Annotated in this window: 12 protein-coding genes and 1 pseudogene; 9 read left to right on the top strand and 4 right to left on the bottom strand. The window is 52.4% G+C overall.

Annotated features, from left to right (window positions below):
• Window positions 1-38: 38 nt before the first annotated feature.
• Both INT21_RS11985 and INT21_RS11980 read right to left on the bottom strand, forming a co-directional pair.
• On the bottom strand, window positions 39-674 hold the full coding sequence (locus INT21_RS11985; protein WP_193085238.1) for a hypothetical protein: 636 nt from the start codon (window positions 672-674) through the stop codon (window positions 39-41).
• 81 nt (window positions 675-755) lie between these two features.
• Window positions 756-1,070, bottom strand: a pseudogene (locus tag INT21_RS11980) (toprim domain-containing protein); the annotation flags it as partial.
• A gap of 192 nt (window positions 1,071-1,262) precedes the next feature.
• Here INT21_RS11980 and INT21_RS11975 point away from each other — a divergent pair.
• Window positions 1,263-2,510, top strand: a complete 1,248-nt coding sequence (locus tag INT21_RS11975; RefSeq protein ID WP_193085237.1) for an ABC1 kinase family protein — start codon at window positions 1,263-1,265, stop codon at window positions 2,508-2,510.
• 82 nt (window positions 2,511-2,592) lie between these two features.
• Window positions 2,593-4,413, top strand: a complete 1,821-nt coding sequence (locus tag INT21_RS11970) for an SEC-C domain-containing protein (RefSeq protein ID WP_089038553.1) — start codon at window positions 2,593-2,595, stop codon at window positions 4,411-4,413.
• Between the two features lie 2 nt (window positions 4,414-4,415).
• On the opposite strand, the gene INT21_RS11965 is transcribed toward INT21_RS11970, so the two are convergent.
• On the bottom strand, window positions 4,416-5,786 hold the full coding sequence (locus tag INT21_RS11965) for an AmpG family muropeptide MFS transporter (protein WP_193085236.1): 1,371 nt from the start codon (window positions 5,784-5,786) through the stop codon (window positions 4,416-4,418).
• Between the two features lie 118 nt (window positions 5,787-5,904).
• On the opposite strand from INT21_RS11965, the gene INT21_RS11960 reads away from it, so the two are divergent.
• From INT21_RS11960 to INT21_RS11940, 6 genes are all read left to right on the top strand, one after another.
• Window positions 5,905-6,423 (top strand): FKBP-type peptidyl-prolyl cis-trans isomerase, encoded by a 519-nt coding sequence (locus INT21_RS11960; RefSeq protein WP_193085235.1) that lies wholly within the window; start codon window positions 5,905-5,907, stop codon window positions 6,421-6,423.
• A 242-nt stretch (window positions 6,424-6,665) separates the two neighbouring features.
• On the top strand, window positions 6,666-6,791 hold the full coding sequence (gene ccoM, locus INT21_RS20780) for a cytochrome c oxidase subunit CcoM (protein WP_269768700.1): 126 nt from the start codon (window positions 6,666-6,668) through the stop codon (window positions 6,789-6,791).
• A gap of 182 nt (window positions 6,792-6,973) precedes the next feature.
• A complete protein-coding gene (locus tag INT21_RS11955; protein ID WP_193085234.1) occupies window positions 6,974-7,486 on the top strand; it encodes a hypothetical protein in 513 nt (170 codons plus the stop codon).
• Window positions 7,453-8,640 carry a GGDEF domain-containing protein gene (locus INT21_RS11950; RefSeq protein WP_319022697.1) on the top strand — a complete coding sequence of 396 codons (1,188 nt, stop codon included), beginning with the start codon at window positions 7,453-7,455 and terminating at the stop codon, window positions 8,638-8,640. Before INT21_RS11955 ends, INT21_RS11950 begins: the two co-directional genes overlap by 34 nt.
• Window positions 8,641-8,917: 277 nt before the next feature.
• The gene (locus INT21_RS11945; RefSeq protein WP_193085233.1) at window positions 8,918-9,076 is read left to right on the top strand and encodes a hypothetical protein; all 159 of its coding nucleotides are present in this window, start codon (window positions 8,918-8,920) and stop codon (window positions 9,074-9,076) included.
• A 50-nt stretch (window positions 9,077-9,126) separates the two neighbouring features.
• Window positions 9,127-10,350, top strand: coding sequence for a PqqD family peptide modification chaperone (locus INT21_RS11940; protein WP_193085232.1), 1,224 nt, complete (start codon window positions 9,127-9,129; stop codon window positions 10,348-10,350).
• Between the two features lie 97 nt (window positions 10,351-10,447).
• Here INT21_RS11940 and INT21_RS11935 read toward each other — a convergent pair whose 3' ends face one another.
• Complete coding sequence (locus INT21_RS11935) at window positions 10,448-12,178, bottom strand: proline--tRNA ligase (protein WP_193085231.1); 1,731 nt, start codon at window positions 12,176-12,178, stop codon at window positions 10,448-10,450.
• Between the two features lie 243 nt (window positions 12,179-12,421).
• Here INT21_RS11935 and INT21_RS11930 point away from each other — a divergent pair, with 243 nt between their 5' ends.
• Entirely contained in the window at window positions 12,422-12,856 is a 435-nt protein-coding gene (locus tag INT21_RS11930; protein WP_193085230.1) for a hypothetical protein, read from the top strand.
• The last annotated feature ends 16 nt before the right edge of the window (window positions 12,857-12,872 follow it).

The following is a 12,872-nucleotide window of genomic DNA, read 5'->3' as shown; positions in this document are numbered from 1 at the left end:
TTACGGAAAAAGTAACTCGATAACTTTTGCATAACCACTTAGTATTTTTTAGCGACGCGCCATTCCTGATGATTCATTGGAAGCAGTTTGCGTGATAGGCCATAATAGCTCGTATCATTTGGTAGCTTTAATCTTAGATCAGTGGTGTCCACATGAATCAATGTTTTTCTCATATACTCATGTGACCCACTCGTATTGACTTTGACTATCTCGTACTTAAACGGTGGGTGTTCAAATGGGTGATTTCTAGCCAGATAAAATTTATAAAACTTGATCACGACGCCCATATAGCTATTGGCAGTAGATCTAGCTATATCTCCATTTTTATATGCTTCACGAAGGTGCTTCTTGAACCCATAGGTAGGCCTTTTTCTAAGGGCGGCAGGCATAGTGTCCCAAGCCATGCCTATATTATTTAGGAATGTGAAATAGTGAAGTAATGCCTGGGCTTGAGTGTTAACCGCTTTCTTACGCAAATTGGCTTTTAAATGGATCAGCCAAATATTCGCGACTCTAATGCTGCTACCGTCCTCCTTGTATAAGAGAGGAAGTTTGCCTAGAGAATTGCCAGATCCTTCAAAGCATATTGATAGCTCTCCGGTGCCGCTATCAATCTTTCTGTTAATTGACTGATCTACAACAAAGTCAGGAACTTCCCATAGCACTATGCCCACGCAAGCCTCCATGCCGTAATTTCACCATTTCTCAGATTTTATACGTAACAATCGTATTCAATAGAAAAATCGTAACAGTGCGCGATCTGGATCGCCAGCGTGCACCACGCTAGTGGCCTGCTTAATCAGCTTGCGAATCACTGCCAGTTGCCCTCGCGCCTTGGGGCGCGGCATCAGTTTCCACTGCTGCGGCACAATGGGTAGCCGATCTAGCCGCCACTGTTTATCGGCAGGATCGTAGGCTTCGGGCGGGGCTTGTTCTAGCAAGTGGCCTAGGCACCAAGTGACGGTGGTGTCGCCGCAGGTCATAGCGCCATCCTGGCGTTTTGCGCTGCCGGGCAGCGCGTCGGCTATGGCCCGTGCAAGGCTGGGTTTCTCGGCGATAATCAAGCGCATACAGTGTCTAGCCCTGTCTGGTAACAACAAGTTGCCATCTTAGCAGAACCCGCAACAGGTTAGCGTGTAGCTCGTGTGATAGATGGCTAGTGAGTTGTTTTGTAAATGGATGAATTTATTGTTGTGTATAGTTTTTGTATAAAATTAACAAATTGAGTAAGCTGTCAAAAAGCAATTAATGAGGCGATTTTCATGCGCGAGCGCGGCAGAACACGACGTTTATTGGGTCTGGGTGCCCGCACGGGCGGGGCGTTGCTGAAAACTCGTCTAGGTGGTCAAGCGGACTGGCGGGCGCTTGGTGAAGCGCTGTTTGAAGGGCTTTCGGAGCTGAAAGGTCCGGCCATGAAGCTGGCGCAAATTATGTCCCAGTGGGATGACCTACTGCCCCCAGACCTGGCTAATGAGCTTGCTCGCTTGCAGCGTCAAGCAGAACCAATGCCTTGGCCGCGTATCCGTGAAGCGTTGGTGCTGCAATATGGCGATATTGATCAGTACTTTAGCGATATAGAAGAGCGCCCGTTTGCCAGCGCTTCCATGGGGCAGGTGCATAAAGCCGTCACCCAAGTAGGTGAAACCGTGGTGCTGAAAGTGCAGTACCCAGGGCTTGCGGATGTGTTGGAAAGCGATCTTAAGCAGGTAAAACGGATCATGAGCTTGGGTCGCTGGTTCAAAGTACCCCAAGCGCGTTTGGATGCGCTGTTTGAAGAGTTGGCGGCGGGGCTGCGTGAAGAGTTGGATTATCACGCAGAAGCACGAGCTCTGGCTCGCTATCGCGAGCGGTATCAGGATAATCCTCAACTGGTCATACCCGAACCACTGTTTGAGTTATCTGGCCAGCATGTCCTTGCTATGCGCTTTGTAGACGGTACACCGCTGCGGGATTTAGAAAGCACCGATGATGGCACTCGTCAGAAAGTGGCCGTGGCGTTGGCTGATTGGATTACCGAGGAGCTGTTTACCTACGGTGAACTGCATGCCGACCCCCACGCCGGTAACTTCGCGGCGGATGCTGAAGGTCGCCTGATCATCTACGATTTTGGTGCAGTGATACCGGTGCCCGAAGCGCGCCTAAAAGCCATGATGCAGCTATTAGATGCCACCTTGGCGCAAGACCCGATGGCAATGGATGATGCGTTAATGAAAATGGGCGGCCGCCAGGGGCAGGGTGCGCCGCTGGCGCTTTATCGAGAGTCCGCTGAGTGCGTGTCACCACTATTCTGCCCTGGTGAGCAGGACTTCAGCGATGTGCGGGTACACCGTCGCCTGCGCGAGCTAACGCCCAAAGTGTGGGCTGCCATGGATCGACTGCAACCACCTGCGGATACCTTGCTGCTCTCCCGGGCACTGAATGGGCACTACTGGAACTTAGTACGTCTGCAAGCGCGTCTTGATATGCATAGCCGCACCGAGCCACTGCTAGCCTGGGCGCGTAGTCGCTAACTAATTGCCGCTGCGGGAGCGCCGCCTGTCATGCTAGACTATTGCGCTTTTCAATAGCGTTTTGAAGACAGTGGAGACGGCAATGCTGGCGGTATGGGTCGATCAACTGCTGGGATTTGCCTCTGGGGCACTCTCGGCAATTAGGAAACAGGAACACTACCCCGATTTTATGACCTGGGTACGTGACGAAGGCGCAGATTCGTTTAATGGCGATGTGGCAACTGCCCAGGCGCTTGCGCCTATTTTATGGTCGCAAACGCCGCTAGAACGGCTTAATTTTGCGAACGAACCGTTGGCTACCCCAGGGCGCAACGAACCTTGCTGGTGTGATTCAGGACGTAAATTCAAACAGTGCTGCTACCGCGTTGACTTCCCCACGGATATCCCTGAGCAGATGATGTGGATGCTTTCCCTGCGTGAGTGGAAAGGCGCAACGCTAAAAGCGGCGCTGGAAAGCCAGCAAGCACCTGCCCAGGCGTTATTAGAAGCCGGGTTGATTGCTGCTGAAAGCGGTCAAACCGGTCGTTCAATGCAGATTCTTGAGTCACTGTTCGACGGCAGTGATTGGTCGCGCTTGCCGGAGCAGGCCGAACCTGCGTTTGAAATTCTGTTAGATATTTATCAAGAGCGCGGTTTTACCCGCAAGCGTGCTGACCTGCTTGATGACGTTATGGAACGCGGCCCACTGTTTTTACGTGGCGTGGCGCTTGAGCGGTTGTGCCTCATGCACCTGGATAACGACGACTTAGACAGCGCCCGCGCTGCGTTCGTGAAAGCCCAGCAGGCGCTACCGGATTCGCCGACACTAGCCTACATTGAAGCCATGTTGCTGCTGCATGAAGGTCATGAGGAAGAGGCCAAAGAGCGAGCTAACTTCTGGTACCGCCGCTTGGTTCGCCAGGGCGACTTGGATGAAGAGCAGCTCGAATTCCTGGCAGCGCTGGCTGAAAATCCTGGTGCTACCTTGGCCGACCAGTTGTTGAGCGCCGAAGAAGATATGGCGACGCCGCTGGTATCGCTACAGGCGCTGTTGGCTGCACTTCCTATCGCACCGAAGCTGACCATTGAGCAAGATGCCGATTCCGGTAGGTTGCACTACACCACCACTGCTCGTGAAGAAACCCTGTTTGCGGCTTGGCACGAACAGTTTCAGGTCATGGTCGATGAAGAGGTCGCCTTGGGCTTTCGCGATGACCCCTGGGGTAACGCGATAGAGTGGATGTCTGAGCTATGTGCTCACCCAGAATGGTTGGATGCCCCCCAGGTAGTGCAAGATGTAACGTTAGCACTGACTAGCCGCTTTGGTAGCCTGCCGTGGATGGCACCGAGCTTGCTGGAACCGCTGGCACTGCGCCTTTCTCGCTGGCTTGAGCAGGCCCGTGCAGCCGGTGACGGCAGCCTGTGTTGGGACGATGCCGATAACGCCATGCTACTGCGCACCGGCCTTGCGCTGGTGGTGGGGATGGAGCGCGGCGCGCGCCAGCACTCCCGCGAGTTGGCCGAAGAGCTGCTAGCCATAGACCAGGAAGATAGCCTTGGCTTAAGAGAGTTAGTACTTGATCAATTGCTGCGTGATGACCGCAATGAAGAAGCGTTAGCGCTCACTGATGAGCCCCAAAAAGATGATGGCTCTTTAGAGTTGGGGTTATTAATGGGCCGTACACTGGCGCTGTATCGATTGGAAAAGCACGATGCCGCTGAAGCAGCGCTGGCGGATGTGGTCGCTCATAATCGTCATGCGATAGAGCTGTTATGTGCCGAGAACCCGCGGCCTTCAATGCCTCACGCGGATGGTCAGGTCGATCCCGGCTCCCGTGCGGAAGCGTGGCAGTATCGTACATTGATGCGTGACCAGTGGCGCACCACGCCAGGCGCGCTGGCGTGGTTGGCGGATCACCGCTAGCTTTATTTTGCCTCTGCGATCACTGGGGTAGGCACCAACTGCTTATCCCGGCTGATCCAGATGGCTAGCAGAATGGCGGGTAAACCGAGCAGAGTGGCCACTATGAAGAAAGTGGTGTATCCCTGAGCCGTAACAACCAGCCCGCCAAAACCGCTCAGAAACTTCCCTGGTAACGTCATTAGCGACGAAAACAGTGCGTATTGGGTGGCGGTATAAGCCCGCGACGTTAAGCTGGAAAGAAACGCAATAAAGACAGCGCTGGCTAAGCCATTGGCAAGATTATCGCCAATAATGGTGACGACCAGCATGGGGAGTTGGTTACCTATCAACGCTAACGCGGCAAACAGCAGGTTGGTCACCATGACAAAGCCTGCGCCAATGATCAGCAGTGGCCCAATGCCGTAGCGAGCAACCAGCAAGCCGCCAAGAATGCCCCCCGTTATACTCATGGCAATACCAAAAATATTGGTGACGTTGGCGATGGTGGCCAGTGAAAAGCCTAAATCGATATACAGCGGATTTGCCATAGAGGCCATGGCAAGGTCGCTAATTCGGAACACCGCGATAAACACTAAAATGCCCAACGCCTTCGCCCCATAGCGGCGGAAGAAGTCGGTAAAAGGGCACACAATGGCGCCAATCACCCAAGCACCTAGACGTCGCAAAGCTTTCGGTTGGCCACGGCTGGCACGAATGAAGGCGCGTACCTTGGGTTCGTGAATGAGCTGAACCGTCAGCGAGGCGCGCTTTGGTTCAGGTCGAATCAGCACGGTGAGCACGCCAATGCCCACAAGCGCCGCCATACACAGATACGCGGCGTTCCAGGAAATCGCTGATGCCACATACAGCGCCCCGGCACCTGCCGCTAACAGCCCACCGCGGTAACCGATAATGTAAGTAGAGGCCATCGCTGCTTGTACATCGTCATCCGCGGATTCGATGCGATACGCGTCAATGGCGATATCCTGGGTGGCCGAGCCAAAAGCTATCAACAGCGCAAAGGCGGCTACCCAGCCTAGGTTGCCTACTGGGCTGACTCCCGCTAAGCCAATTAGCCCTGCCGCAATCATCCCCTGGGCAAGCAGCATCCAGCCACGCCGCTGGCCAAGCGTGCGGGTTAAGATCGGCAGGGCAAGTCGGTCAACGATAGGTGCCCAAAAAAACTTGATTGAGTAGAGCATGCCAATCCAGGCGAAGAAGCCAATGGCGGCCACTTCAACGCCGTCACTGCGTAGCCATGCAGAGAGAGTCGAAAACACCAGCAAAAAAGGTAAGCCTGCTGAAAAACCTAGAAACAGCATGGTGATAACAGGTGCACGACAGTAAATACCTAGCGCATCCAGCCAGCTGCGCTGGGGAGTAGGGGTGGGCATGTTGGTTAACACTCCAGGAAAGAAAACGTCTGCATCGAGGCCCGCTAAAAACCGCTCAGTGGTAGACTAGGCCTGATATCCATGACAAAGCCGATAGCTTACCGGAGAGGAGTTTTCAATGTCGATTACAGCCCATCAAGTAGTCACTTTACACTACGTGTTAAGCGATGTGCTTAGCGATGGCAGTACCCGCGTGCTAGATGACTCCAACGCGCGTGATAAGCCCTTAGAGTACCTCCATGGACACGCTAATATTTTGCCCGGTTTAGAGAGTGCTCTGGAAGATAAAGCCGCTGGAGATGAGCTGCGTGTCACGCTTGCGCCTGCTGATGCCTACGGCATCCGTAATGAAGACTTGGTGCAACAGGTGAGTCGTGCATCGTTTGGCAGCGCAGCGCTTGAACCCGGTAGCCGTTTCCAAACAGAAGGTGAAGCAGGCCCGCAAATTGTCACGGTGATGAGTATTGATGGGGACATGGTAACGGTCGATACAAATCATCCGCTGGCAGGCCATACGCTTCGCTATCAAGTAAACGTGCTGGATGTGCGTGATGCGACCCGTGCAGAGCTGGCGAAAGGCCACCCTCTACCGCCGGGAACCGAACACAGCAAAGTAGAAGATCGAAAAGTGCTTTAGCAGCAAGTTTTAGGGGCTTTAAGTTTCACAGACTTTAAGTTTCACAGGCCTTAAATCTTCAGCGTGCTCAAAATTGACAGTGTATTTTAAAGCTGCAGCGTATTTTAAGCGTTAAAAACTGACCCATATCAAGTTCCTGATGGGCCGCAAATAACCCCGCTGAAAAGCTTGACCCAGGTCAGCTTCCTGCCGCGATTAACGCACTAGGATGGTGTCATACATCACGGCAGGAGGGGATCACCATGTATTGGGATGATGCTGTTATTTTCGGTCTAGTTACTGTCGCGTTAATGATTGCTTTTATGGTTGGTTGGGTAGGTTTTATTGTACGCGACCACCTCCGTAAGGATGAACGTAAAAAGCATTAACGCCGTTGTGGTGACCGTCGTCAGGGGAGGGAGCTTGCTTTTAACAGCGAGCTTCCTGTTGCCGGCCCAGTTGGGTCGGCTTTTTTATTAATTAAAACTATGTTTTCGAGTATTCGCATTAATCGTCTGGTAAAGTACCTAGTTGTACAATAAGGCATTGTACCGCAAGGAAGCCATTTGCCATGAATGCTGCTAATTCAATCGTTGCCATACGCTGTTGCGCTCATCATTATCCCAAAGCTAGTGTTGCCTGTATTCTTCTATTACTTAGCTGGCTATCAATGCCTGTCTATGCTCAAGCATTAAGCATAATTAATGGTGAAAAAACCACAGCACTCTCTCTTAATGAGTTGCGCCAACAATCTACGATTACCTCGCCAGTATTTGATCCTTTTCAAGGCCGAGAACTAGAGATGCATGGGCTTGAATTCCGTCGCTTTCTCATTAATCAGTTTGGCGAAGTTCCTCCCGCATTGCACTTTACGACATGGGATGATTACGAAGTGACGTTAGATGGCTGGGATGATCCTAAGTGGTTAATGGTCACGGCAGAGAGTGGAGAGCCACTTACATTGCGTTCGCGGGGGCCATTGCGGCTGGTTGATCTGGCTTATAATGATCAGCGTGATATCAAGAGCCTGCGTGAGTTCAACGACTGGATATGGATGATTCGAAGTATCGAGGCCCGTTGGTGATCATTGAGCCGCCGCCTTCTCCACCTGCCGTACCACTGCCACCCCCCGTTCCTTTCGCTAGGAAGCGCCGCTATGTAACGTGGTTATCATTGAGCCTCATGAGTTTTATGGCATTGATGGTAGTTATTGTTTATGAGGCGCGCTGGGTATATCCCGAAATACAGGCTTACTTCAGCCAGACAGGCAATTTGACAGGGCAGCAATTGGCTACCAGGTCTCGGGCATATTTACAGCTCGCCCAACAACATTTGTTAAGCGAACAGCCCTTTGACGATGAACAGCGACAAACGGTTAGGCTTAATCTCGATCTTGCCTATGGGCTAATTGATGTCGAGGTATATCGTCAAAGGTACAGCTGTACCCAGCCGAGTTTACAAACCCTCAATTTACTAACAGAGCGCCTTACAGAAACTACCGTGACACCGTTTGATGCTGCAGCTGAACTGTTGGGCCCAATTGATTGTTTAACGAACATTGAGATGAATCAGCTCGACCTGCGTGGTATGGCAATTAATGAGTTTTCCGAAAGCACCCGACGGTATAATCAGATTCTCACCTATTCGAGCATGGTGATTTTTGCACTAGGGCTGCTGTTTTGGGTAATGCATGAGCGTCAGTTACGGCGTACAGAGCATGCGACTAAGCAAACCATAGCCTGGATGCAGCATGCGATGCGTGATCCGCTGACGGGGATAGGTAACCGCAGTGCGCTGCATCAGGATGTCGCTACCAAAGAAGGGGCTGCGCTTGCTTTGATCTTGGTCGATATCGACTTCTTTAAGCAGTACAACGATTCACTGGGGCATCCTGAGGGGGATCAACTGTTACGGCGCTTAGCCAGTCTGCTGAAATATGTACTGGGAGCAGAGGCAAAACTATACCGATTAGGCGGGGATGAGTTTGCCGCAGTATTGCCTTGTGATGATGATGCGTTATTGATTGGCTACTGTGATCAATTAACGTCTGTTTTAGAGCAGGCTGATTTCAAACACCCCGCGCATCCGCACAATGAAAGGGTCACCTTGAGTATTGGTGCAGTGTGCTTTACCGCAGGGGATGCCACCTTTCCAAGTGCCTATAAAGCTGCTGATAAGGCGCTTTACCGAGTAAAGAGCGCAGGCCGTAATGGTTGGCAAATTACTGCAGCTGCATAATGTTTCCACAAAACGCTGAGTGTAGTTAAAAAAAGTAAACAATGGGAAAGTGACGCTCAGCCAGTGGTTTGCTGTGTGCTTCGAGGCTAGGATTGTTTTTAAAACAGTGTTTCATAACCTTTCTAGTGACTAATCCGGAGTGCTGATATGAGCAATGAAGCCGATTCCCTGCTGAATAAACGGCGTTCACGACGTCAAGTGCTAGCAAGTTTAGGGCTTGGTGCCGCTGCACTTTACGTGGCCCCTACGCTGTTTTCCATGGGGCAAGCTGAAGCGCGTGAACATCACCATTCCCGTTCACGTTATTCAAGACATAGCTATTCAAGGCCAAGCTATTCAAGACCCCATTATTCTAAACCCAGGCATTCACGTCCCCATCATTCACGTCCTTACTACGCTCGCCCACAGCGCTCCCGTTGGGATGGAGACGCTGTGATTGAGATTCGCATAAGCCGCTTATTACCTCGCTGGTAAGGGGTGGGTGCCGTGTCTACCACTTCGATTGCTGTCGATTATGCGTTGGAAAATGTTGGCCCTTGCATACGCTTGATTGATGCAGAGCGGCTACTGCCAGTGATTCATCAAGCCATGCCAGGCTGGCGGCTAACGCCCTGTGAGGCTCAACAGCACGCACCCTCTATTTGTGTTTGGCGGCATCCTAATGGTTACTGGCAGGAAGCGCCGGCCCTGCCGGGAGGCATGTTATTAGATACACCGGCAGGAACCGCATGCAGCGTGATTGCTGATTTAGCGGGGGCTTATCTTCGACATCATCCTGAGCATATTGGGCTTCACTGTGGGGCGGTAGAGGTTAATCAACAGCTAGTAATATTTCCGGATAGTCATCGAGCGGGTAAAAGCACGCTCACGGGGGCGTTCGCCGCGGCTGGTTATCGGGTGTTTGGCGATGATGTGCTGGCACTCAATAGTTGTGGTGAAGGGATAGCGCTGGGCGTTGCACCTAGACTGCGCTTGCCGTTGCCAGAAACCCTTGCGCCGGAGTTTCATCAGTTTGTTGCCAACCACCTAGGGCCTCATGATGATCGCTATGGCTATCTGGCGTTAAATGAGCAGCAACTGGCATCGCATGGGATGCGTTGTCCGCTAGGCGCCGTACTGCTTATTGAGCGCGATGAATCGCTCAGTGAGCCACAGCTGGTTCGTCTGCAGCCGGGAGATGGATTATGGCAGTTGTTGCAGCAGAATTTCGCTGAGCATGAGTCGGATCAGGCGTTGATTGAGCGCTTTTTGCCACTCTTAAAAGATTTACCATGTTTTTTAATCCGCTATCGAGATGCTTATGAAGCGGCAACGTGGCTGGCAGCTGAGATAGATAGCGATAGGTTGCTTGACAGTGGTGTGGCGATGAATTCGTATCGCCGCCAAACGGAGCCGGAGTCGTTGAAGCAGAGCCAGGCACTGGCAGCAAACGACGCGCGCAAGTGGCAAATCAGCCCGGTGGCGCATGAGTTCCCATTGGGTGAAGAGCTGTTCGTCATTGCGAAAGAGGGCGGCGAAATTCATCGTTTGAATGTGACGAGTAGAGCCGTGTGGGCGCTGCTGCAGCATGAGGCTCTATGCCAAGAGGAAATTATTGATACCTTAATGGCTTTTTTTACGGGCGCCAGTAGGCAAAGTATCAGGCGGGATATCTGCCAGTTATTAGGCCAATTGATCAGCTTGGGGTTAGTGCAGCCTGTCGCCGATTAGCGCTGGCACTGGCGAGGCAACCTAACTGATGATGCCTGCCAGTGTCTCTTTTATTGGCCACGAAGCGGTTTTAGCGCTGCGTGGCCGTTATAAACGCTTATGCGCTGATTAGCCCTGCTTTTTCGCGTAGGAAATCAACGATTGTTTCAGCCGCAACCATAGTTGCCTCGTTATCCCTGCGGCCTTTGTATTCCAGCTCGCCGTTATCCAAACCGCGATCACCAATCACTAAACGGTGGGGCACACCCATAAGTTCCAGGTCAGCAAACTTGACGCCGGGACGCGTGTCGCGGTCATCAAGCAGTACATCTAACCCGGCAGCTGTTAGCGCTTGATAGAGACGTTCGGACTCTTCGCGCACACGTTGTGATTTGTGGGCATTCATCGGCACCAACGCTACTTGGAACGGTGCGATAGCGTTTGGCCAGATAATGCCTGAATCATCGTGGTTTTGCTCAATGGCGGCAGCGACCACACGGGTAACACCGATGCCATAGCAGCCCATCCACGGATGGCTGGTTTTGCCGTTGTCGCCCAGCACCGTCGCGTTCATTGCTTCGGAGTACTTTTGTCCAAGCTGGAAGACGTGGCCTACTTCAATACCACGTTTGATAGACAGCGTGCCTTTGCCGTCCGGCGAAGGGTCACCTTCGACAACGTTACGTAGATCGGCAACTTGGGGCAGCGCCACGTCACGCTCCCAGTTAATGCCGAAGTAGTGCTTGCCATCGATGTTTGCGCCCGCACCAAAGTCACTCATAAGCGCCACGCTGTGATCAATAATGATCGGCATGTTTAGGCCAACTGGGCCAAGTGAGCCTGGGCCAGCGCCAACCACGGCGCGGATTTCTTCTTCGTTCGCCATGGTGAGCGGAGCGGCTACCTGGGGCAGGTTTTCAGCTTTGACTTCATTAAGCTCATGATCACCACGGATTAGCAGGGCAATCAAACCACCTTCAGCGGCATGCACCATCAGTGTCTTGATGGTTTTCTCAATCGGCAGGCCATGCTGCTCTACCAGGGCGGCAATTGTCTTAGCGTTGGGCGTATCGACCAGATGCATCTCTTCGCTGGGGGCTACACGCTCGGCGTTGCTGCCTAGCGGCGCGGGCAGAGCCTCAGCTTTTTCCATATTAGCGGCGTAATCGGATGCGTTGGAGAACACGATATCATCTTCGCCGGATTCTGCTAGCACGTGGAATTCGTGAGAACCCGTGCCACCAATCGAGCCGTTATCAGCAATCACAGGGCGGAAATCGAGACCCAGGCGGGTGAAGATGCGTGTATAGGCATCATACATCGTCTGGTAAGTCTCTTTGAGGGAAGCTTCGTCCAGGTGGAAGGAGTAAGCATCCTTCATAATGAATTCGCGAGAACGCATCACCCCAAAGCGCGGGCGAATCTCGTCACGGAACTTAGTTTGGATTTGGTAAAAATTAACCGGCAGTTGCTTGTAGCTGGCAATCTCTTTGCGCACCAAATCAGTAATGACTTCCTCATGGGTCGGGCCTACGCAGTAGTCACGCTCGTGGCGATCTTTCAGGCGTAGTAGCTCCGGGCCGTACTGCTCCCAACGGCCAGACTCTTGCCATAGGTCAGCAGGTTGCACGGCGGGCATTAATACTTCCTGAGCGCCGGCACGGTTCATCTCTTCGCGGACAATGGCTTCAACCTTACGCAGCGTGCGTAGGCCAAGCGGCAGCCACGTATAGAGGCCAGAGGTAAGACGACGGATCATACCGGCGCGCAGCATTAACTGGTGGCTGATGACTTCAGCGTCGGCCGGGGTTTCTTTTAATGTCGCAATCAATAATTGGCTGGCGCGCATGGGCGTGAGCATTCCTTGTTGGTAGGGGTGATGCTTAATCGTTTAGTAATGTAGCGCTTAAACTAGCGCTGAATGCGGCATTGTACGGCTAAGCGAGTAAGGCGGCAAAACCCTACGTTAACAGCTTGGCGTGTGCTGGTAAGCAAATGTGTTAAACTTGCCCGGTTTTGTGGCTCGATAGCAGTGGGCAAACAGCCGCATCTTCTCCAGCTATCGGTACGTTAGGACTTTGAGGGAACCTTCATGCAGCAAGCAGTACGCCGTTGGTTAACGGGGGCCATTGTTGGTGTCTCCATTGTAACGTTAAGTGGTTGTGGAACGCTTTTTCATCCTGAGCGTAAAGGGCAAATGAGCGGTAATGTTGACCCAGTGGTGGCGATCGCTAACGGTGTCGGCTTACTGTTTTTTATTGTGCCAGGCGTTATCGCTTATGCCGTGGATTTCTCTAATGGCACTATCTACTTACCAAGTGCGAGCAGTGCGTCGGTAGATATTCACCACTTAGACGACGCTATGGACGTAGCTTCGCTGGAAAAGCTGCTGTCAGATAAAGCGGGACAGCCGATTAGCTTGGAAAACGAATTATTGATGATGGAAGAAGTGGCCAGCCTGGATGAAGCGTTAGCCATGGTGCGGATGTCGGGCGTACTGGATGAAGAACGCCTCGCGACGATGTAATGCGTAAACCGCATGT

It is taken from the genome of Halomonas sp. 3F2F (assembly GCF_014897805.1).
Taxonomy (GTDB): Bacteria; Pseudomonadota; Gammaproteobacteria; order Pseudomonadales; family Halomonadaceae; genus Vreelandella.
The sequence above is the reverse complement of the archived record's forward strand: the minus strand, read 5'-3'. Positions and strand labels throughout refer to the sequence as shown.